Source organism: Methanohalophilus levihalophilus, assembly GCF_017874375.1.
Taxonomy (GTDB): Archaea; Halobacteriota; Methanosarcinia; order Methanosarcinales; family Methanosarcinaceae; genus Methanohalophilus; species Methanohalophilus levihalophilus.
On record NZ_JAGGLK010000001.1, the window covers coordinates 394000 to 416052 of the forward strand.

General features: G+C 42.4%; 20 protein-coding genes. 8 read left to right on the top strand and 12 right to left on the bottom strand.

Going from position 1 to position 22053, the window contains the following annotated elements; translation table 11 throughout:
• Window positions 1-10: 10 nt before the first annotated feature.
• The 4 genes from J2755_RS02080 to J2755_RS02095 all read right to left on the bottom strand — a co-directional run bounded on the left by J2755_RS02080 (window position 11) and on the right by J2755_RS02095 (window position 4831).
• A complete protein-coding gene (locus J2755_RS02080) occupies window positions 11-775 on the bottom strand; it encodes a succinate dehydrogenase/fumarate reductase iron-sulfur subunit (protein WP_209679001.1) in 765 nt (254 codons plus the stop codon).
• Window positions 775-2451 (bottom strand): FAD-dependent oxidoreductase, encoded by a 1677-nt coding sequence (locus J2755_RS02085; protein ID WP_209679003.1) that lies wholly within the window; start codon window positions 2449-2451, stop codon window positions 775-777. Before J2755_RS02085 ends, J2755_RS02080 begins: the two co-directional genes overlap by 1 nt.
• On the bottom strand, window positions 2448-3839 hold the full coding sequence (locus J2755_RS02090; protein WP_209679005.1) for a class II fumarate hydratase: 1392 nt from the start codon (window positions 3837-3839) through the stop codon (window positions 2448-2450). The genes J2755_RS02085 and J2755_RS02090 overlap by 4 nt, the downstream gene beginning before the upstream one ends.
• A 176-nt stretch (window positions 3840-4015) precedes the next feature.
• Complete coding sequence (locus J2755_RS02095) at window positions 4016-4831, bottom strand: FTR1 family iron permease (RefSeq protein ID WP_209679007.1); 816 nt, start codon at window positions 4829-4831, stop codon at window positions 4016-4018.
• Window positions 4832-5023: 192 nt separating this feature from the next.
• Here J2755_RS02095 and J2755_RS02100 point away from each other — a divergent pair, with 192 nt between their 5' ends.
• A complete protein-coding gene (locus J2755_RS02100; protein ID WP_209679009.1) occupies window positions 5024-5581 on the top strand; it encodes a flavodoxin family protein in 558 nt (185 codons plus the stop codon).
• A 25-nt stretch (window positions 5582-5606) separates the two neighbouring features.
• Here the strand turns inward: J2755_RS02100 and J2755_RS02105 are convergent, their stop codons facing one another.
• Entirely contained in the window at window positions 5607-6158 is a 552-nt protein-coding gene (locus J2755_RS02105) for a YdeI/OmpD-associated family protein (protein ID WP_209679025.1), read from the bottom strand.
• 259 nt (window positions 6159-6417) lie between these two features.
• Between J2755_RS02105 and J2755_RS02110 the strand changes: the two genes are divergently transcribed.
• From J2755_RS02110 to J2755_RS02120, 3 genes are all read left to right on the top strand, one after another.
• Entirely contained in the window at window positions 6418-7209 is a 792-nt protein-coding gene (locus J2755_RS02110; RefSeq protein WP_209679029.1) for a coiled-coil domain-containing protein, read from the top strand.
• Between the two features lie 4 nt (window positions 7210-7213).
• Window positions 7214-7468, top strand: a complete 255-nt coding sequence (locus J2755_RS02115; RefSeq protein WP_209679032.1) for a hypothetical protein — start codon at window positions 7214-7216, stop codon at window positions 7466-7468.
• A 195-nt stretch (window positions 7469-7663) separates the two neighbouring features.
• Window positions 7664-8434 (top strand): hypothetical protein, encoded by a 771-nt coding sequence (locus tag J2755_RS02120; protein WP_209679035.1) that lies wholly within the window; start codon window positions 7664-7666, stop codon window positions 8432-8434.
• 23 nt (window positions 8435-8457) lie between these two features.
• On the opposite strand, the gene J2755_RS02125 is transcribed toward J2755_RS02120, so the two are convergent.
• Window positions 8458-9249, bottom strand: a complete 792-nt coding sequence (locus tag J2755_RS02125) for a TrkA C-terminal domain-containing protein (protein ID WP_209679037.1) — start codon at window positions 9247-9249, stop codon at window positions 8458-8460.
• Window positions 9250-9504: 255 nt separating this feature from the next.
• Here J2755_RS02125 and J2755_RS02130 point away from each other — a divergent pair, with 255 nt between their 5' ends.
• Window positions 9505-10329 carry a nitroreductase family protein gene (locus J2755_RS02130; RefSeq protein WP_209679039.1) on the top strand — a complete coding sequence of 275 codons (825 nt, stop codon included), beginning with the start codon at window positions 9505-9507 and terminating at the stop codon, window positions 10327-10329.
• 42 nt (window positions 10330-10371) lie between these two features.
• Here J2755_RS02130 and J2755_RS02135 read toward each other — a convergent pair whose 3' ends face one another.
• Window positions 10372-11076 carry a class I SAM-dependent methyltransferase gene (locus tag J2755_RS02135; RefSeq protein ID WP_209679041.1) on the bottom strand — a complete coding sequence of 235 codons (705 nt, stop codon included), beginning with the start codon at window positions 11074-11076 and terminating at the stop codon, window positions 10372-10374.
• A gap of 135 nt (window positions 11077-11211) precedes the next feature.
• On the opposite strand from J2755_RS02135, the gene J2755_RS02140 reads away from it, so the two are divergent.
• Window positions 11212-11862, top strand: coding sequence for a cobalamin B12-binding domain-containing protein (locus J2755_RS02140; protein WP_209679042.1), 651 nt, complete (start codon window positions 11212-11214; stop codon window positions 11860-11862).
• Window positions 11863-12069: 207 nt separating this feature from the next.
• Here J2755_RS02140 and J2755_RS02145 read toward each other — a convergent pair whose 3' ends face one another.
• Complete coding sequence (locus J2755_RS02145; protein WP_245312602.1) at window positions 12070-12873, bottom strand: 4Fe-4S binding protein; 804 nt, start codon at window positions 12871-12873, stop codon at window positions 12070-12072.
• Window positions 12874-12902: 29 nt separating this feature from the next.
• On the bottom strand, window positions 12903-14084 hold the full coding sequence (locus J2755_RS02150) for an FprA family A-type flavoprotein (protein ID WP_209679043.1): 1182 nt from the start codon (window positions 14082-14084) through the stop codon (window positions 12903-12905).
• A 156-nt stretch (window positions 14085-14240) separates the two neighbouring features.
• Between J2755_RS02150 and rbr the strand changes: the two genes are divergently transcribed.
• Both rbr and J2755_RS02160 read left to right on the top strand, forming a co-directional pair.
• Window positions 14241-14822 (top strand): rubrerythrin, encoded by a 582-nt coding sequence (gene rbr, locus J2755_RS02155; protein WP_209679044.1) that lies wholly within the window; start codon window positions 14241-14243, stop codon window positions 14820-14822.
• A gap of 206 nt (window positions 14823-15028) precedes the next feature.
• On the top strand, window positions 15029-15967 hold the full coding sequence (locus J2755_RS02160; RefSeq protein ID WP_342591047.1) for a nucleoside recognition domain-containing protein: 939 nt from the start codon (window positions 15029-15031) through the stop codon (window positions 15965-15967).
• A 35-nt stretch (window positions 15968-16002) separates the two neighbouring features.
• Here J2755_RS02160 and thrC read toward each other — a convergent pair whose 3' ends face one another.
• The 3 genes from thrC to J2755_RS02175 form a co-directional block, all read right to left on the bottom strand.
• Window positions 16003-17346 carry a threonine synthase gene (gene thrC, locus J2755_RS02165; protein WP_209679048.1) on the bottom strand — a complete coding sequence of 448 codons (1344 nt, stop codon included), beginning with the start codon at window positions 17344-17346 and terminating at the stop codon, window positions 16003-16005.
• A gap of 142 nt (window positions 17347-17488) precedes the next feature.
• Entirely contained in the window at window positions 17489-19012 is a 1524-nt protein-coding gene (locus J2755_RS02170) for a PAS domain-containing sensor histidine kinase (protein ID WP_209679049.1), read from the bottom strand.
• Window positions 19013-19303: 291 nt separating this feature from the next.
• Window positions 19304-22048 (bottom strand): PEP/pyruvate-binding domain-containing protein, encoded by a 2745-nt coding sequence (locus J2755_RS02175; RefSeq protein WP_209679053.1) that lies wholly within the window; start codon window positions 22046-22048, stop codon window positions 19304-19306.
• Between the last annotated feature and the right edge of the window lie 5 nt (window positions 22049-22053).

Genomic DNA, 22053 nt, shown 5'->3' on the forward strand with positions numbered 1-22053 from the left:
CTTTTTTAAATTACTTTTTTTCTTCATCGCCTTCGGAGATTATATCCCGCATAGCTTTGATTCCAAGTGTAGGAGGTACTTTTTTTGGACAGATTGCAACACATCTGTAAACCAGATCACACCCCCAGACTCCGGAATCAGAGTCCACGAAATCAAGTCTCTCCTGTCTTTTTATGTCATTTTCCCTTGGATCAAGATGCAGTCTCCACGCTTTTGCAAGGGTTGCGGGACTGAGATAGGTTTTATCTCTTGCGGCAACCGGACAAACACCATGGCAACAGGCGCAGAGGATACAATTTGTGTATTTCTCAATTTTCTCCCGTAATTCCGGGTCCATGAGGTTGCCACTTTGGGGATACTCTTCAGGTGACGTAACCCAGGGTTTGATTGAATCAACAAGACTGTAGAATAAATCCATGTCCACGATAAGATCCCTGATGACTTCCAGGTTTGGAAGTGGCTCGATCAGGATTTCACTTTCCTGTTCTGCATGTTTTGGAGAAACAAGAATTTCATTGGAATCTTCATTATTAACTTCATTTTTTACAAGGCTCATCTGCGTTCTGCAGGCAAGGCGTGGAACCCTGTTAATCAGCATTGCACAGCTTCCACATACCGCTCCCCTACAGGCATACCTGAAGCAAAGGCTTCCGTCAAGGTGTTCCTGCACGTAGAAAAGAGCTTCAAGTACAGTCATTCCGGGTGTTTCATCGACATTAAAGGTATCGTGCCAAACCCGGTTTTCATCCTGTCTTTTGATTTTGAGTGTTGCCATCAGTACTCTCTCCTCTTTGGCTGGAACCGGGTAATAGTAACTTCCTTATACTCCAGCCTTGGCCCTTGTGGGGTTCTGTATGCAAGAGTGTGCTTGAGCCAGTTTTCATCATCCCGCTCAAGGAAATCAGTACGATAGTGGGCTCCCCGGCTTTCCTCCCTCACAAGCGCTCCTTCAGTAATAACACGTGCAAGTTCCAGCATGCCTTTCACTTCAATAGCATTCATTAATTCAAGGTTGAAGGTCTTCACCTTGCTTTTTACACGGATATTTTCACCACGTTTCTCAAGCTCTTTTATCTTCTCAAGGCCGGTTTCAAGATCCTTCCTGTTCCGGTAGACACCAACATATTTCTGCATTGTTTCCCTGAGTTCATCCTTAACATCGGCAAAACTTTCCCCGCCTTCTCCCATAAGAGAATCAAGTTCCGCTTTTTTCTCCTCAAGAGCTTCATTGAGGCTATCCTGTGCAGGCATCTCTCTTTTCTTCACATAATCCGCAGCATGTTCTCCCGCCCTTTTTCCGAAAACAATAGTATCAAGCAGGGAATTCCCTCCAAGCCTGTTTGCACCGTGGACGCTGATGCAGGCGCATTCTCCGATAGCATAAAGCCCGTCCATTGGAGTCATTCCATCTTTGCCTGAAGGAATGCCTCCCATGGAATAATGGTGTCCGGGTTGCACGGGAATCGGCTCCTTTACGGGATCAACGCCTGCAAAATCAATGCAAATCTGCCGGATTCCACTTAACCTGTCGTTAATCAGATCCGTGTCAAGGTGGGTGATGTCAAGATGCACGTAGCCACCCGGAAAGCCGCGTCCTTCATCGATTTCCGTCTGGATTGAACGGGCAACAATATCCCTGGGCGCAAGCTCCATGGAATTTGATGCATATTTTTCCATGAATCGCTCATGATCCTTGTTGTAAAGGTAACCTCCTTCGCCGCGTACGCCCTCTGTTATGAGGATATTGGTTCCCCAGAGAGTTGTAGGGTGGAACTGGACGAATTCCATGTCCTGCATGGGAACACCTGCCTTGTACGCAAGGCTAATTCCAAAACCTGTATTGATTATGGAGTTGGTGGATCGCTGATAGATTCTACCGTAGCCCCCTGTGGCAAGAATTGTTGCTTTTACCCTGAAGGCTTCAAGCTCCGAATTAAATAGGTTAATTGCTACAAACCCTGTGCATTTCCTGTCCTCAAGAGCAAGATTTGTTACCATCCATTCGTTGTAGATCTTAATACCTGCCCACAGAATCTGCTCGTAAAGAGTATGCAAAAGATTGTGCCCGGTCTTGTCACCGGCATAGCATGTTCTTGGGAATCCGGCACCACCGAAAGGACGCTGGGCGATTTTTCCATCCTCGGTTCTGGAGAACAGCACTCCCCAGTTTTCCATTTCATAAACCCTTTCAGGTGCTTCCTTACACAGGATTTCAACGGTATCCTGATCCGCAAGGTAATCGCTTCCCTTCACTGTGTCATAGGCATGGTTTTCCCAGCTGTCATCAGAACCTATGGCTGCATTTATACCTCCCTGTGCTGCCACAGAATGGCTGCGTATGGGAGGAACTTTTGAAATAACTGCTACATCAGCTCCTTTCTTCTTAGCTTCAAGGGCAGCCCGAAGGCCAGCCAATCCACCGCCAATTACAATTATTTCATGTTCTATCATTTCTTTGCCCCGGTCATTCTGAGAGTATCGAATAACTCAGCAGCTTCTTCTTTGGTTATGCCTAATTCTGAATTTTCTACGATTTCACGCACAGTTTTGTTATTCCTGTGTGCTTCATAGGCAATTTCAGCCGCCTTTTCATACCCGATCTTCGGAGCAAGTGAAGTTCCTAGTGCAAGACTTGATTCTGCAAGTTCAGTGCAACGTTTAACGTTAACCTCGATTCCTTTTATGCAGCGTTCATTGAAGCAGTCAATACCTCCTGAAAGGATTTTGATTGAATCGAGAAGGTTGTGGGCAAGAACCGGCGTGAAAACATTTAATTCAAATTGTCCGCCCTGTGCTGCCATTGTTATGGTTGTGTCATTGCCGATTACCTGGAAACAAACCATATTCATCATTTCAGCCATGACAGGATTCACTTTCCCGGGCATGATGGATGATCCGGGTTGTACCGCAGGAAGTATAATTTCTCCTATACCCGTCCGTGGTCCGCTTGAAAGTAGTCTCAGGTCATTGGCAATCTTAATGAGGGTTATAGCAATATCCCTTAATGCAGCCGATGTGGCCAGGATTGCTCCAGCTCCCTGTGTTGCCTCAAATGTATTTTCCGTGAGCCTGAAATCAATCCCTGTAATAAGCTTCATTTCACGAATCGCAGAATTGCTAAATCCGGGAGGTGTGTTCAGTCCGGTTCCAACTGCAGTGCCTCCCATATTGAGTTCTTTCAGATCTATCATTGCCCTGTGAAGGCGCTGGAATCCAAGTTTTAGCATTCGTGAATATCCGCTGAATTCCTGCCCAAGTGTGACCGGAACAGCATCTTGAAGATGGGTTCTCCCGGGTTTGACAATTTCCATATATTCATCAGATTTTGAGTCAATTTCCTTTTGAAGGGACCGCAACGCCGGGACAAGCACGTTCGCCAGTGTTTCCGTTGCAGCAATATGTATTGCAGTATGTGTGGTGTCATTGGAGGATTGCGACATGTTTACATGGTCATTGGGATTAATGATATCATATCTTCCTTTTCCAAACCCAAGTAATTCTAATGCCCGGTTTGCAATGACTTCATTGGCATTCATATTCTGGGAAGTTCCTGCACCCGATTGGAACGCATCCAGTACAAACTGGTCATCAAACTTTCCTTCCCGCACTTCTGAAGCAGCTTTATAGATAGCTTCCCCGATTAGATGTTCGAGTTTTCCTGTTTCCATATTGGCTCTTGCGGATGCCATTTTGATAGCTGCTTGCGCCTTGATGAATACCGGGGGTAGTCTCTGTCCGCTAACCCTGAAATTTTCCACTGCCCGGGTTGTCTGGGGGCCGTAGTAAACATCATCTGGCACCTCCACATTCCCGAGAGTATCTTTTTCAACCCTTGCCATTTGCTCACCTTTTAAATGATGTTTTGTGCCACTCTGATATTGAATTTAAAGACTTGAATAACGAAAAACACCAAACTCCCTATAAATTTTGCTCCTTATTTCTTATAAGGATATGGTCATGAACAACTGACCAAGAATTAAAAAAGAGGAGGAAAGATGATAATGGAAACCCGTTATCATCCTTCGATATAGTTTACTTTTTCCTGTCTGTTGCCAAAGCCTTTCAGCCCTGCAAAAAGTGCAATGTAGTACCCAGCATACGAGAATACTTCCAGCAGTGATGGGTTTCCATTGTATCCAAAGAGAGATTTCAGGATTGAACCGCCAAGTCCATTTTCATCAATTATGTTGTTCATATCCCACACATGTTCAATGACAATTGGAATTACTCCTGCTTCCTGAAGTTCATGGACGCCATGTGCTGCAAGTCCTGCTGCAAAGAGGATAAGGAATATTGTTGTGATGTTGAAGAACGTACTCAGGTGTGTATGCTTTGAGAACTTGAACACACTGTATGCGAGCACCAGTGAGGCTCCAAGCCCAAGCAGTCCGCCGTAGAGTACTTGGCTTCCATCGGTTCCGGTTGCTGCTGCCCCAAGGAAAAGGGTTGTTTCAATTCCTTCCCTGAAAACCGAAAAAAATGCAAGCCCGAAAAGACCATATGCCTTAGTGGATTTTGCCTTTTCCTCAATATTTGCAGCAATGTTGTGCTTTTCCCTGCTCATCCACACAATTACGTACGTAATGACAGCGACTGCGAGCAGCATAACCACGCCTTCAAAGATCTCTTCATTTCTTCCTTCAAACTGTATTGAGAGGAGATTGAAAAGGACTGCAAGGATTGCACTGAGTCCAATACCAACTCCTGCACCAGAATAAACATATTTTTGGAGATCAAGCTTTCCAGTTTGTACAAGATAAGCCAGAATAATTCCTATGATCAGGAATGCTTCAAGCCCTTCCCTGAATGTTATCATGAAACTTGTGAACATTTTTCATCACCGTTTTTAGGCAAACCTAACTTAGGTGGTACGAAACTGACCTAATGTTATATAAATGTTTTTAGGGATGCCTAAAATGAAGTCTATAATCAAATGGTTTATATGATTGCTGAGGAAAACAATTAGATGTGAAAGTACAAAATGCATAATTGGTACAATTCACGATCACAGGAGTGGAATAAAATGAAAGTGTTAGGTATTGTCGGAAGTCCCCGGAAGAAAGGTAATACTGATATCCTGGTTCAGCAGGTTTTAGACGGTGCAATAGAAGCCGGTGCTGAAGCTGAAAAAATTTACATCAATGATCTGGATTTTAAAGGCTGTCAGGGATGTGGCTTTTGTAACTATCAGGATCATTGCAAACTTGAAGACGATATGACTCCGGTTTATGATAAGATAAAAGAAGCAGATGGATTTGTGTTTGGTTCTCCTATTTACTTTGCTCAATTCACCGGTCAGATGCGCCTTTTCCTTGACAGGTGCTATGCTCTTTCGGATGCAGATCTAAAACCACGGGTTGAAGCGGGGAAAAAAGCAATTCTCGTTGGATCACAGGGTTTTGAGGATGATTCTGTTTACAAGGGAGTATTTGATGAGTTTGCCGAGCAGCTGCTAACCTATGTGGGAATTGAAGTGAAAGATATTTTCATAGGCGCAGATGTGAACCTTCCCGGTGAGGTTCGAAAAAACCATGAACTCATGGACAAGGCAAAAGCTGCCGGCCTTGAATTATTTAAATAAAAGCACTCATTTCCGGCTCGGGGTGTTAAATCACCCCGGGTTTTTTGTTTTCACGCGCCCTTTCAACAACTGATTTGATTCTTTTGGCACGCGTCTCTTCCCTTTTTGCATCAAGTACCCACCGAATATAATTTTTCTGATAGCTTGGAGCAAAAGCCGAAAAATTCTCCCATGCTTTTTCATAATTCATGAGCTCTTTTTTCATGTCAGCAGGCATAGTAATAGGTTTTTCAGGTACAGGTTTTTCGTTGAGAGCATTGCCGAGTTTCTCAAATCCGGCTTCTGTCATTTTTCCCTGCTTGATCATGTTCCGGGCAATTTCTTTGTTTGCTTCCGACCAGACACTTCCTTCTTTCCGGGGTGTGAATCTCTCGGCGTACTTTTCCTCGTCAATCTTTTTTACGCGGCTGTCTATCCAGCCAAAACAGATTGCTTCTTCCAGGGCTTCGGTGTAAGAGAATCTGCTTTTTCCGGTATCTTTTTTGTAAAAGATCAGCCAGATTTCTGTCTTCCTCGAATGGTTTGCTTCAAGCCAGTTTCTCCATTCTTTAATGGATTCAACTTCTAAGGTATTCATGAAAGTAGATTTGAGTTGATTCGTTTATTATGGTTTGGCTTACTTAGAGACAATTTCAATAAGGTTTAAATCTAAAAGGCTAGAGAAATTCCATTTTAATCCCATTTGAAACGCTATTGGTGATGAGGCATTAGGATTAACTCTTCAGTTTCTTCAAAACGAAAACCATTATATAGTATACAAGTGTATTCATTTGTATTCAATAGCATTGTATTGCATCATGAATTTAATCTTACTACATACTGAAAGGAGATACAACATGAGAACAATAGAAAAATCCTTTGTGACATTGGTTGTTCTTGCTTTGCTTCTTTTCCAGCCTATTGCGGTTAGTGCATTAACTGCCGGTGAAGCTAAACAGGCATGGTATGACGCAAAGGAGGCAACTCTTGAAGCTCAGGAAGAGCACAGGGATGCTAAACTCGCATGGGCCGAAAACAAAACCGATGAAAATAATGAAAAAGTAATTGAGACAGGGAAAGATTCCTTAAATGCAGCTCTTGATGAAGCTGAAGCCTGGCTAGTGTGGAAGAATCTTGAAGTTGAGGAAAACCCGGAAATTCCGGAAGACCTGAAAGAAACAATTCAGGAGGATGTTGACACAAATCTCGCGAAGATTGATGACTTGAGAGCAGAAGTCGACGAAGTGGAAAACCGGCTTGAACTGGGAATTGTTTTCCTGAAAATGGTTGGCAGTTATCTTGAGCTTGTTTCCGATGTTGCAAGGAATTCCGGCTTTGTTTGGGTTCATATTGCAGATGAGCATGCAGGTACCCTAGAGGAATACGAGTCAGAGCTGCGCATGATAGCAGATGACATGGACGACAATGACGAGATAATTGAGAAGCTGGATATGGCAAAATCAGAAATTGAAGATGCCCGGGAGAATATCGATAATGCTGAAGAAGAATACGAGCAAGTACGTCTTCCCGGAACTCCTCTGGTTATGTTTTCCAACGGGAACAACTATCTTCGGATTGCAAGAGGCAACATGATCACTGCTCATGGTCATCTCAATGAAGCCTATACATTAATCGTCAGGGGAGCGTGATAAAATGAAAACCACAATCCTGATTCTTGGAATCATAATGGGACTCCTGCTTGTCAGTGGATGCGCCCAGCAAACTGATATTGTTGAAGAAGGTACAACTGATGAAGTTGTTCAGGAAGAAATTCCGGAAGAGTCATCAGGGGACGAGAACCTTTCCAACGAATCAGAGGACCTTCCCATTTCACAGGAAGAACTTGATAACTTAAAAGAAGAACTTGAAGGGCTTGAGTTTGAAGATCTGGGCGGTCTTTCCGAGTAAATTCTTTCTGAATATGGCACATAGGCATGATTGTTGTCAATCAGTTTTTGAACTTGATTTCAACAATCTTTCCTCTTTTTTTGTGTAAATCTTTATCTTCCACAAATAAACCAATAAGTAAAAATACTAATCGTCTTTTTCTAAATAGAAGCTTCATTTAAAGATCCCTGAAATAGAAAATGCAAAGGAAACAAAATGGAAAACGTCCTTAAAATCGTAATAACAATTTTATTTTGCTCGCTTTTTGTTTTCACATTATATGCCTCTGACATAAGTCCATCCATGGAAGAGGAAGTGATTAGCAGTTATAACTACAGGGTTGATATAAAATCCGGTGAACCGATTTATGATGTGACATTGTATTTACCTGTACCACTTTCTGAAGATGGGAACGTTTTAACTGCAAATGATTTGACCAATATTCCATCCGGATGGAACTGCAGTATAATCAATACTTCCGAAGGACGAATGCTCATGCTAAAGGCTCCCATTATCAATCCTAATTTTCATGGTTCTCCAAATGAAAATGACGACATTGATGAGAATGTAAACTTGCAGGCTCAGACTTCTCCAAACAATATTTCTTCACCTTTTTACCATCAGGGGATTAGCATCAATAAAAATTCTGATCGTGAACTCAATACCATGAATCCTTTTGAGGGTGAACCTTTGCTTTTTCCGAGATATAGCCTGGCTAAAATGGATACGAGATCATCGGATGAACATTTTTATGTTCCTGATTTTTCATTGCATGGTTACGAAAGCAGGGTTTATACTTACTATAGAACCTCGCCAAGAAATAATGTTGAAATTCTTGTAGAAATTTCCGGTTATAATCAGTGGTGGACGTCAGGATGGACGGGAAACAAGTATACTGATCAGGTAACTATAGCTTCAACAGGTACCCAGATGGGATGGCAGAATGCCAGAGGACTTATAACTTCAGGTACAGGGAACTATCAGTAATATTTTCCTGTGTAATTGTGCCTTTATTCCTCGTCCTGATTCATTTCATCTTCCTGTCCATGCTCTTTCTCTTGCTCGTCAACAACACGTTGTTGTTCGGCAATAGCTTCAACATGTGCCACTTCACCGCGAAGTCCGCGACGACGCCTGTCTAATTCCTGTATAGCTCCCCCTCTTCCGTAGAGCAGGAGTACATCCCTGTCCATTATCTTTGTAGTAGCAACAGGTGCACCAATGTATTTCCCACCGGGTTTTTGTATTCCCAGAACAAGCAGGCCTTCATCAGCCAGTTTGGAATCTGCAAGAGTCTTTTCAGCCAGCCAGTCCTCAGGTGAGACTTCAAGCTCGGAAACCTGATAATCACCGCCAAGGTAGATCAGGCTTGCAGAATCGGATGTTTCAAGATCGGTCCATCGCCGAAGTGCAATCGTAATAAGTCGGGATAGTCTCTTGTCCACCCACGTACTTTTTGTTAGCAATAGAAGACATGTAAGACCGAGAATAATTACCAGTCCCTGTACTTCAATATTGTCAGAGCCGGCATTTGCAACTACCAGAATTGCTGATGCAATCACTGTAACAATTCCTGCATTTCCCACTAGCATTAGCAGCATAAGAATCCTGCGTCTTACCGGGTGATTCATCATTTTTTCGGATTCGGAAGTTGTAAATCCTGCTCCTGTCAGAGCTGAGCGCGCCTGAAACCGTGCGACTTCCCTTGAAATCCCGGTCAGGGTTAATGCAATCGTTGCGATACGTGTGATAATCAGTGAAATAATGATAATTGCAAATAATGTGATGAATGCTGCTAACATGGAACTCTGACCCGTTTTTAATCTGTTAATCCTTATTAAATTATTTTTCCCAGTTTAACTAAGTTAAACCGTAATTCCATTTTCTTCAATTTCCTCAGGGTATAAATCCTTAATGTGTTTCATAGTTTTCCAATTGTTTTTCAAATACATGTATATTATTTGTTTTATATTATTATTTCACAGGTCCGGTTATTATGGCATTGCTATTACAAGAGTTTATAAAAGTAGGTAACAATTAGAGTATCAGGTGATTTCATGAAAGTAATTTCAATTGATTCAGAAGCTTGCACCAGTTGTGGTACCTGTGTGGACGTATGTCCATTTGGGCTCATAGTTTCAGTCGATGATTCATCTGTGCCTTTTATGCCTGACGAAGTCGGGGATTTTTGTTCCGAATGCGGGCATTGCGAGGTATGTTGTCCCGAAGGGGCGATTTCAACGGAATTTAAACTTCCACGTGCCGGAATTTCAGGTTCTGCTTCATCGGCTATATCGCCGGAGCAGCTCGGCAATTATATGCTACATCGCCGTTCGGTACGTAATTACAGTGATAAAATAGTTGAAAAGGATAAGATTGAATCTATCCTTGATGTTGTAAGATATTCTCCTTCCGGCATGAACAATCAGCCAGTACACTGGACGATTATACACGATCCCGCAAAAGTCCGCAAACTTGTCAGCCTGACCATTGACTGGATGCGTGAAATTGCAGAAAGCGAGGAGGAACATCCTCTTAAAATGATAGTTTCCGAATTGATTTCATCTTATGAAATGGGAGGGGACCCTATCTGCAGAGGTGCACCTCATCTGGCAATTGCCCATGCTTCTTCCAAAAACCCTATGGCATACACTGATTCCATTATCGCCCTTTCATGGTTTGAGCTTTTAGCACCTTCATTTGATCTTGGAGCGTGCTGGGCAGGTTTTTTGCAGATAGCTGCAACTTCTTACCAGCCACTAATTGATGAATTGGATCTTCCAGAGGGGCATGCAGTACAACATGCAATGATGTTTGGTTATCCTGAGTACAAGGTACACAGGATTCCAGGAAGGCAGCCTTTGAGAATTAACTGGAAGTGAAATTTGGAATGAAGTCCACAGGCTTCATTTTTTCTTTTTCTCTTATTTTTTCACACACAGGTAGTCAGCCATAAAGTCGTCCTGATAGTCAACCAGTTTTATCTGGAAGCCGGCTCTTTCAAGCAAGCCCTCCATAACCCATTCAAAAGTAGAGAATTCTTCCCGGATATGTGTTTTTATTTCTTTTATTGTTTCTTCCCCGGCTTTTTCTGAGATAGCTTCCATAGCATCAAAAAGAAAGTTTTCATATTCATTCGTTTCAGGAGAATAAACCACATCTTTCAGGTAAAACTGTCCACCATCTTTGAGCATTGAATGAATGCGTTTTAATGCAATAATTTTCCAGAAATCGGGTAGATGATGCAGAACTAATTGGGAGACTACAGCATCAGCTTTTTCACCATCATGCTCATAAGTGAGAAAACCGGCATTATGAAACTCAATGTTTTCCACATTTCTTGACTTTGCTTTCCTATGTGCATATTTGATCATTTCATTGGAAATATCGATTGCAAAAACTTTCTGGCAGCGCTTTGCTATTTCAATGGAAAACTCGCCGGTACCACATCCAATTTCAATAACAAGGTAATTTGGTTTTATATGGAGTAATTCAAGGATATCTTTAGTTTCTTCCTTTACATCCCTCATTTTTTTCATATTCTCATCGTAGTTGATTACCTGTTCGATATCGGTGTAATCGACGCCAGCCTGTACAAACTCATCATAATACCAGTCTGGTTGATCCATTTATTATCTCCTCGATTGCAATCTTGTTTGATATCCAGTTTGTTTTGATGGTATCTTAGTTCTTTTGTCTGAAATGATAGGTTAAACTAGGAAAAGAACAAAATTATGGTTATTCAGGGGAAATGGAGGATTTGAATGTCAAAAGGAAAGGCAATTCAAAATGATATTCATCAAGCTCTTTTGGAACTGGATGAGGGTAGAGTCGAGCATCTTACTTCAGAGTACTTGCGTGCTGGATATGAAGTTACCAGTTTGCTACAGACAATGAGTAATGCCGTATCTGAAATTGGAGCAAAATTTGAAAATGGGGACTGTTATCTTCCACAGCTCATCAATTCTGTTGAAATAATGGAGAATACAATCAAACTGATACACGAAAAGCTTGCTGAATCAGATGAACTAGCTGAGGAAAAAGGAGTCCTTGTTATTGGAACTGTGAAGAACGATGTTCATGATCTGGGAAAAAACGTTACTTCCAGTATGCTTAGGATTGCTGGCTTTAGGGTAATCGATCTGGGCACGGATCTTCCTGCTCTCGACATTGTGGAAGACGCTCTTGAAAACGACGCGGATATCATTGCAATTTCATCTATGACGACAGTAACTATGCCGTGCCTTGCTGAAGTAATTGCAATTCTTGAAAACATGGGTGTAAGGAGCCGTTTCAAAGTACTGATTAGTGGAGCTCCGGTTACTCAGGAATATGCCGAACTGATTGGTGCGGATGCATATGTGAAATCTGCGGAAGAGGCGGTAGTAACTGCAAAGCGGCTGATGGGGAGATAAATTAATTATCTGAAATAGGAAACCCGCCAAAAATGAAAAGGGAGGTGGTACTCCTGGCGGGTTTGAATGGATGCTGCCTATAAAAATTCTGAGAGTTCCGCTATGGACAGATGTATCACAGCACATAATGATATGCATTTTTTTCCGTATAAAGATAACCCTCAGTAATTTCCAATCGTTCTGAAAAATAATTTTGATGAAATTACTTTATTTTCCACCATATGCCCTGACGTGATTCCATGCATTATGATATTTCTGAAAGGTATTTTTTTGTTCATACATCCGTATGTTTTCCCTCTGATATGTCTCCCTATCTTTTCCTATAGGACAAACCTTGATACAGATCCCGCATGGCGATATGTGCCGCTCCCGGAGTTTGGAACTGTATAAGGCACAGGCTTTTTTGTTTGTAATACCTTCCGGGTAGTCTTTTTCATCAAGGGCATTTACCGGACAATGTTTGACACACAGCATACATCTTGTGCAAAGTTCCTCATCAGCTATAGGATACGCTTCCAGCTTTGCCGTGGTAAGAATGGTTCCAAAACGTACCCTTGGACCATATTTCGATGTCAATAAGGTGTTATTTACTCCAAAGGTTCCCAACCCTGCAAGAAAAGCTGCATGGCGGTGTGAGAAGAATGCAATTGGTTTTTCCAGCAAAACATCGATAGATCCATATCCATCCCTGGGTATGAAGATAGATGGGTGACCCTTTTCCGTGAGAAAAATAGACAACCTGTAAGTGTATTGATCAAGAAGAGAGTTTATTGTCCTGTATAATTCGTGATAATAAATTGATGGTGTGGTTTCCAGAACAGGAAGATTAACAGGTAAGCCAATGACAATTGCAGACCTTGCTTCCGGATATATCGACCGGGGAAAAAACTCTTTCGGCATCCATGGATGGAAAGGCGGAGTCTCCCAGCTTTCCACACTGGCAACTCCCACGATGGGAATTTCCATCTCCCTGCATTTGTCCAGAAGAATTCTCTTCAGGTCTTTGTTCATGCTTCACCATTGCAGAATCGGGAAGGCAATCATGGATTTTCCCTTATTTTTCCCACGAGTTCGGCAGATAGTTTCTCTATATCCTGATAATCCTTGTCGGTTGGAGGACCATTTACATCAATGGCACCCAAAATTTCGATTTTAGTGCCGCTAAGCATTTCTTGTGCCTGTTTTATTGAGCCTCCTCCCCAACCGTAGGAACTCAGGGCTACAGCATATTTTGCCGGTGGTTTGAGGGCTTTTACGAGGTAAGTGCCATACACGGCCAGCGGGTGCATGCCTCCAAGGACTGTTGGTGTGCCAAGGACTATGGCCCTTGAATCCACAAGTTCACGGGCTATATCCCCAATATCGGAATTTTCAAGGTTGAAAACTTTCACATCCATGCCAGCCCGCACAAGCTCCTGAACCATCCTGTCAACCATTTTTCGGGTTGAGTTCCACATGCTTACATATACAACAATGACTTTTTCCAGTGTTTCTCCAGCAGTCCATTTTTTGTAAGCTTCCAGAATTAGTTCGGGATTGCGATGAATAGGTCCATGGCTTGGCGCAATGATTTCAATATCGAGATCCTCGATTTTGCTAAGGGCTTTTGCACCCAGCTTGCGGAAAGGCATCATTATTTCACCGAAATAGCGTTTTGCCATGGGGATTAAATCTTCAACTTCATCCGAATAGAATCCTGCTGCAGTGTGGGATCCGAAGAAATCACAGGTGAAGAGAGTTTTTTCTTCTACCAGATATGTGAACATGGTTTCTGGCCAGTGGAGCCAGGGTGCAGCGATGAATTTGAGAGTTTTTCCTCCAAGATCCAGCGTGTCACCATCCTGAACGATTTTTATCCGTTCCTCAGGGACATCATATTGAACCATGGCCATTTTTGCTCCCTTTTCAGAAGTTATCAATGTGGCTTTTGGAACACTATTCATTATTGACTGGATTGTAAATGCATGGTCGGGTTCCGCATGGTTCATTATAACGTAATCGAGGGAATCCACTTTTGAGTACCTGTTGATGTTTTGCCTCAATTGTTCTTCAAAACCCGGATTGACGGTGTCTATGAGGGCGGTTTTTTCGTTGCCCTGAACAAGATATGAATTGTAAGACGTGCCCTGTGGAAGAGGTATTAACGCATCAAACATGCGTCTGTCCCAATCTTTCACACCTACCCAGTACACACTTTCAGATATTTTGGTTATGTCACCCATATTACCAACTTCCCTAAGTAAAGATCAAGACACTGGAATATATCTGTTTGGATTGCGGCTATTTGATGCTGTTTTTAAGTATAAATTTGAAGTGGATACCAATACGATAATAAAGAACTGAGGATAATATATTGGTTGACTAACGAGGTGATATGTATGAAAAAGACAATTGAAAACCTTTCCAAAGCTTTTGTAGGCGAAAGCCAGGCCAGAAACCGCTACACAATGTATTCCAAGATTGCAAAGAAGGAAGGCTATGAGCAGATTGCAGATATCTTCCTTGTAACGGCAGATAATGAGAGGGAGCATGCAAAATGGGCTTTCAGGCTGATTAACGAGCTAAAAGGAAATGATGCTTCACTTGATGAACTCATGATTGAAGCTGCGGTTCCTACCATTCAGGGAAACACCATTGAAAACCTGAAAGCTGCAATTGCAGGCGAGACCTATGAAACCACTACAATGTACCCCGAATTTGCAGATGTTGCAGATGAAGAAGGTTTCCCGGAAATCGCAGAGCGCCTCAGGGCAATTGGTGAAGCTGAAGCACATCACAAGGACAGGTATGAAAAACTTCTCAAGGAAGTGGAAAACGGCACGGTTTTCAAAAAGGAAGAAGAGGTCGAATGGGTATGCCGGAAATGTGGTTACGTTCACAAGGGAACCAAACCTCCTGAGGAATGTCCTTCCTGCGATCATCCCTCCAGCTATTTCGAGAGAAAGTGTGAAGCTTTCTAAAACTAAAGTGATTGAGGTTTTTATTCCTCAATCCTCACTTTTTTTATCAATCTATACACTTTAAAAGTTTGATGAGGCACTGAGTGGTACCTCACTGACTATCTGGGAAGCATTTCCCTGCTGGTGGATGTCAACGGCACTGAGTTACTCTACGGTGACAGCTCAAAAAACCACGTAAAATTCATATCCCATACGGTTTATTGGAAGTGCCAATGTGGCTTGATGCATTGTACATGGCTTTTGATTATCTCATCAAAGTCATTCCCCCCATCATCATTGGCGTTCTTGTGATGGATTTCGTTGTGGAAATGGGCTGGGTTAAAAAAATCGGCTTTATTGCTTCTCCACTCATGCGCTTTGGTCATCTCCGTGAGGAAATCGGGCTTAGCTTTATCACTTCTTTTGGATCTTCCGCTGCAGGAAACTCCATGATAGCAAGACTGCATGATGACAATCACATTGACCGGCGGGAAACCATTGTTGCAACCATGGTGAACTCATTCCCCTCAAGCATTGTACTTTCAAGGGATCTGCTTCCTGTGGTGGTCACACTGCTTGGAACCACAGGTCTGATTTATCTGGGAATTGTGATTCTCATCGGTTTCCTGAAAACGCTCATGGCACTGCTGGCAGCACGTTTTCTTCTTACACCCCGCTCATTTGAGGAAATACACTACCACAGGGAAAAAATAAGTTACCGGGAAGGTGTATCAAAAACCCTTCGCAGATCTAAGCCCTCCCTGACACGAATTACACTTACCTTGATAGTTGTTTCAATTCTTGTTTTCCAGCTAATGGAAACCGGCATATTTGACTGGATTGCATCCATCATGCGTGAATCCTTCCTGGTTGGGTACGTTCCGGCCGAAGGGTTGCCCATAATCGCAGGCTGGTTTGCCAGCAATATTGCAGCATACACCATAGCAGGCAATCTCATGACTGCTGATATACTTTCCACCAGGGACATTATTCTGGCTCTGCTTGTGGGGAGAGTACTGGCAAGTATTCCCCGGATAAAAAGCATGATGCCATATTACGTTGGTATATTCAGGCCAAATCTCGGAATACGGATAATGTTCGTTTCTCTTGCAATGCAGAATGGTATCATGCTGGCAATGGTTGCAGCAATTCTCTGGTTCTGGTAAAAAAAAGAATGTTAGAAGAGACATGAAGAAAAAGCTTACTCGAGCTTCTCCTTCAAATATGCTTTAAAGGCATCATAATCAGTGTTGAGATGATCCATGAATTCCTCCTTTGCCTCAACATCTTTCAGGCTCTGGGGCGGTTCAGGATCTACTCCGGTTGCAGCAATCACTTCTGCCGGGAACTTTGCCGGATGGGCTGTTTCAAGTGTAACCGCAAGCGTATTGTCGCCGGTGGTTTCCCTGTAATCCAGCAGTCCTTTTATACCCACAGCCCCGTGAGGTTCGATGCTGATGTTATAATCCTCAAAGAACTTCCTGATGGTGGCTTTTGTTTCCTCGTCGGTTACTGATACGGATGAAATGTCGTTATTCAGTTTTTCCATGTCAGGAAGTTTGCTGATGTTTCCTTTTTCGTCCATTACCCCGCCATAGACAGCTATCAGTCTTGCGAGGTTGCTTGGATGCCCGACGTTCATTGCATTGGACAAACAATTTCTGGAAGGTTCAATCTTTGCATATTTCCCGGTTTCAAGGAAAACCGGCACTTCATCGTTTTCATTAACTGATGCAAGGATTCTCTTTATAGGAACTCCCATCTCCCGGGCAAGAACACAACCCATCATGTTACCGAAATTTCCTGAAGGAATTGAGTAAATGATTTCTTCGGGATAGTTCCTGAGTTTTGCATAAGCATAGAAATAGTATATTGATTGCGGGATAAGACGCCCGATGTTAATGGAATTCGCAGATGAAAGATTCAGGTGTTCGAGCTCATCATCAGCAAATGCCTGTTTGGCCAGTGCCTGACAGTCATCGAATTTACCATCCATGGCAAGTGCGGTGATATTCTTATCAAGAGTGGTCATCTGTTTTCTCTGGCGATCAGAGACTTCAGTTTCCGGGAATAAGACAATGACCTTTATGTTGTCAAGACCGTAGAAAGCATGAGCAACAGCGCTTCCTGTATCGCCGGAGGTGGCCGTGAGAATTACCAGGCTCTTATTTTCCTGTTTAAGGTAGTACTGCATGAGCCTTGCCATCATACGAGCTGCAAAGTCCTTGAAAGAAGCTGTAGGGCCCCGGTCAAGTCTCATAATGTAGGTCTTGTTGTCCACTTCTTCCAGAGGCACATCGTAGTTGTATGCGTCGTACGTGATTTCCCGGAGAGAATCATCATCGATTTCGCCTTCCAGAACCTTTGAGAGGATCCTGAATGCTATTTCCGGATACTTTTCATTCTTCAATGAATTAAGTTCTTCTTCCGAAAAATGTGGAAGTTCTTTTGGCAGGTATAGCCCCTTGTCAGGAGCAAGACCTTTGATAAGTGCAGTTTTGAAGGTTGCTTCATCTGCTTTGAGGTTAGTGCTGTAGAGTTTCACGGTTATCAGTCACTTAGCTTGGTATATGGTAACAGGTAAGTATACAATAATTAGGAATAAGAATATGAAAAGATTACTTTTTTAATTAACATTTCGCTGAAAATCCCAAATCATCCACGAACCTCTGCATGTTTTTTGGAAATTAATTGCAAGAAGGATCCAGCAGGGTAAGTTGCTTTTTGGAACCTTCGTTTGGTATCGAAAAGGTAAACGTACTGCCCTTTTCAGGTTCGCTTTCAACCCAAATTTTGCCACCATGCATTTCCACATATTTTTTTACCAGAGCAAGCCCAAGTCCGGTTCCATCATATTGCCGGCTGGTGAACGAGTCAATCTGGGTGAAAGGAGCGAATATTTTGTCCATATCGTCCTTTGATATTCCAATACCAGTGTCGGAAACAGAAATATAAATGAAATTCCTTGCACTTTTTACAGTGACTTCAATCTTTCCGCCGTTGGGAGTGAATTTAATTGCATTGCTGAGCAGGTTATATAGTATCTGCTTCATTTTTTTCTTGTCTGCATATAAAGCAAGGTATTTTGCTTCCGTATGAATTGAAAAACTGATCTCTTTTGCTGCCAGTAAAGGGAAAACCAATGCTTTTACCTCATTTAAAATCGTAGGAATCTGGAAACTTTCATATTCCATCTCCATGGTTCCTGCTTCGATTTTTGAAAGATCCAGTACCTCATTGATAAGATCAAGGAGATGTTTTCCGCTTCTTACAATGTTGGAAACGTATTTTTCCTCAATGTTATCCAGATTTCCATTCTGGTTTTTGGCCAGTATCTGGGAAAAACCAATTATTGAGTTAAGGGGTGTGCGGAGTTCATGACTCATGGTTGCAAGAAATTCACTCTTTAGCTGGTTTGCTTTCTCAGCCAGGATTTTGGCCTGAAGCAGCGATTCTTCAATTTCTTTTCTATGGGTAATATCCCTGCCAATACCCACTACGCCGATAAGCTGCCCCTCAGAATCGTACATGGGAGTTTTAATAGTTTCAAGGAGTTCCGTGTGGCCATCGTCTGCATACGTCACTTCCTCTTCATTAATGATGGATTTGCCGGCCTCAATTACATTCCTGTCATTCTTTGTAAAGAAATCCGCAAGTTCCTTACCCACAAAATAGTAATCTGTTTTTCCAATGATTTCTGCCTCTTTTGCACCAAAGAAGCGCTCAAATTTTGAGTTGCATGCAAGATAGACGCCATCAGGATTCTTAAGCCACACCAGATCTGGAATGGTCTTAATTAAAGCACTAATCTGCCCTTCTCTTTCCACCAGTTTTCTTTCTACGATCTTTTGCTCGGTTATGTCCGTAGCTGTAAACGTAACCCCTTTTGAGAGATCGGTGACATCTAATGGTGTGGAAGCGAGTAAAATATCGATTATTTCTCCGCTCTTTTTCTTCCATCGGGTCTGAACGGCCCCCGTTCCTTTCTCGGCAATTTGTTTGTATTTTTCACTTCCAACAAAATCAAAGTCCTGTTGCGTGGGATAAAGTATTCGGGCGGTTATCCCTATTAATTCTTCACGGGAATAGCCGGTCATTTCACATATTCTGGGATTTACATCAACAAAAACCCTGTTTTTCACAATCCCAATACCCGAAGGTGCAGCACGAAAAATGCTTTTCAGATAATCTTCATTTGTATGCAATGTCATTTGAATACAACTAATTAATCCAGTTCTTACTATTTAACAATAGGGAATTGAGTGTATGGAAACAAGTATCAACTACTGTGTTCCTTTCTTTTTTAGTTAACAGGAACCACATTTTAAATACAAAAACAGTTTCAAAACATTTATATGTAAGGAAGTTTTTGGAGTTCCCCGGAAACATTCGGACTAGTGGGCTTATACCCACCCCCAACACCCCACCACTTCCAAACTGTTGTTTTCCGAATGTTTCCCGCCGAAGAATAGCGTTATTTTTGAATCATAGTTTCCAGCAGTTTAATCCTTTTTAAGATAGCAAATTGCTTTTTGTGCCTGCGGATCTGCTGCGATTACAGCACTTGCTCCATCTGCAGCTTTTCTTACATCTATCAGCTTAATCACATTGGCAAAATCGGAGAAACGGGGCAGGATCTCTGGCAGCAGGTTTCCGGATTCTTTGAAGAATAGTTCATTGAATTCCGATTCTTTCCTGTCAGGGTAGGCTGGCATATAGATTATCTGTCCTTCCACAAGATCCTGGAAAAAGTGTGTTCCGTAGGATACTTCCGGTGTGTGTCCGGCTTTTTCCCTTGCTATTTCAACCAAAACTGAAGTTCCGTCAATTTCCGAATATGTGACGTTGACTCCAAGTTCAATGTTACTGCTTCCCCATCTGCCGGGTCCCATCATTATGAAGCTGGAGTTCATTGATCTCATTTTCTCATTTACGTGCCCAACTACCCTCCCTATGGATTTCTTTATGTCCATGTCCTCAATGTCATCATAGGATGTCGGTTCAATGTACAGGATATAACCTATGTTTTCTATTGTGCCTCCATTTATGATTTTGTCAGATCTGAACAGTATATCTGTAGCCGGTATTTTTTGAGGAATTTCGATTTGACCTGTGATTCCGGGAATGGTCATGGGCCTGCATTGCACAATGTTCAACTTTATTTTCTTTTCAGGATCCAGAGATGCTGTAAACTCAATATCTACAGGTTGTTCGTACACTCTTTCTATGGTTGCCAGCATTTCTTCGATTATGGGGATAAAATCAGTCTTTGAAATCAGGTTGTTGAATGTGAGAACCATCTGTTGGGCCGTACAATCCGTGATTTTCTTGTAAGGATCGGTGAGGTATCCGCCGGTTAAGATTGAAACAAACATTCCAAGGTTCGGATAGTCACAGTCTTCAACCAGATCCCTGAAATGCACTGTCTCAAGGTTATTTTTCCTGAAATCTATTACGTCCACTTCCCATTGGGAGTATTTCGTAATCTGGTTTCCTGCTTCCGGTCTTAATCCGGGATGACTTACCGCTATCATGCGGGGATAATCTCTTCCAACCCTGTCAACTGCCCTTGTACCGAGCCCAAAGACAAGCCTTACCATACCTTTGTTGGGATCTATCCGTTTTGTCCAGGTAAAGAGATTTCTTGAAAATGTAACTCCCGCCAATGCCGGGAAAAAATATTGCTTGTAAGGAATACCGGCTACCCTTTGGACAAGTATCGCCATTTGCTCATCTTCATTTTGCAACCCTCTTTTTCTTCTGTAGGAGAGTGCGTCGGGATTAAGTGCGCTGGCATATACAAGTTTTACAGCATGCATAAATGCTTCAAGTCTTTCATCAGGAGTACCCTGATTTGCACAGAATTCACTCCTGTATTTTCCCGCAAAAGCATTCCCAAAGCTATCCTCCTGCAGACTGCTTGATCTTGCAATGATTGGCGCCTGTCCGAAATAATCCAGCATATCCCTGAATTCTTCTACAATTTCCTCAGGGAATTTTCCTTCGAGGAATTTTTGTTCTACTTCCTCGAACTCTTCCCTGCTCATATCGGAGCTTTCAGCCATTTTGACTTTCAGGCGAAACAGGTCATTCTTAATAAGGAAAGTAAAAAACACATCCGAACCGATATAAAAGGAATCGTGGGATTCCATTATTTTCCTGAAATCCTTTTTTCCGTTTGATTTTATTACGATACTTCGTGCAAGAAGCATACCTGCTGCCTTTCCACCCACGCGTCCCGAGCCGATTATCCGGTCCCGGATGCTGAGCAGGTCTTCCAGCGTAAAATATTCGTCTGCAAGTTTGTTGAATCTCGGATGGTTGCCTATTACCATTCTTGAAAGTTCCTGCTTGAGAGCCAATATATCAGGATCGGTTATTCTGGATTCCGGGTTTATTGCATAGTAATATTTTAATCTTGAGTAGACACTTTCCCATGGTGCAATCGTCTTTATTGAACGTTTTAATCCCTTCTTTCGCTCAGTGGATGAAACCGCCGCAGCTTCCCCGCTATTGAAAACCGGCTTCCATTTTTCTTCTGAAACAAGATGTGGAAGATACATGTCCGGGGAATACCTGGCATAAACCTTGAGGGGGTGAAGGTAAGTGTTGTCTCCTACGTGGTAGTAGCTCAGCAATATTTGTGTGGTGTCACGGATTGCTGCGACAGCTGAATGGCTGTGCCTTCCTTTTGTAAGTGCAAAATATGCTATGGTATCAAGTTCGAACAGGTACGGACATGTCACTTTGAAGAAGTCTGCAAGAAGCTCATCGGTTGCCCATTCTGTTACAAGGGAAGAAAGATTGTCAAAAACGTAGAATATTTTTTCCCCGTATTTTTCGATTGTGTGATGTACCTGGCTGCTGAAATAGTCAAAACCCGGACTTGGGTTGATTGTAACAATTTCAACATTTTCGGTATCCTGAAGGATGGGCTCGTGGGGAGCAAAGCGGATATAAACGCATTTGTATCCCGCATCCAGTCCTTTTTGGACGAATTTATTTGCAAAGTGCCTGTAATCATCCAGCTCCTCGATTTTCCATACTACATTGTCCCCGAGACGGAAATAATGCAAAATCTCATCAAGCTGGCCTACTCCGCTACTTATTTTTTCTTTTTGTTCATACTCTGCAACATGATTTTTTTCCGAAACCTTTTTGCTTTCCACACCTGATCCCCCATGATCATTACATTCAAGATGTGTGGTAACCCTTGATTTATCTTTTGCAACTTCGCATTTAAACATGGATA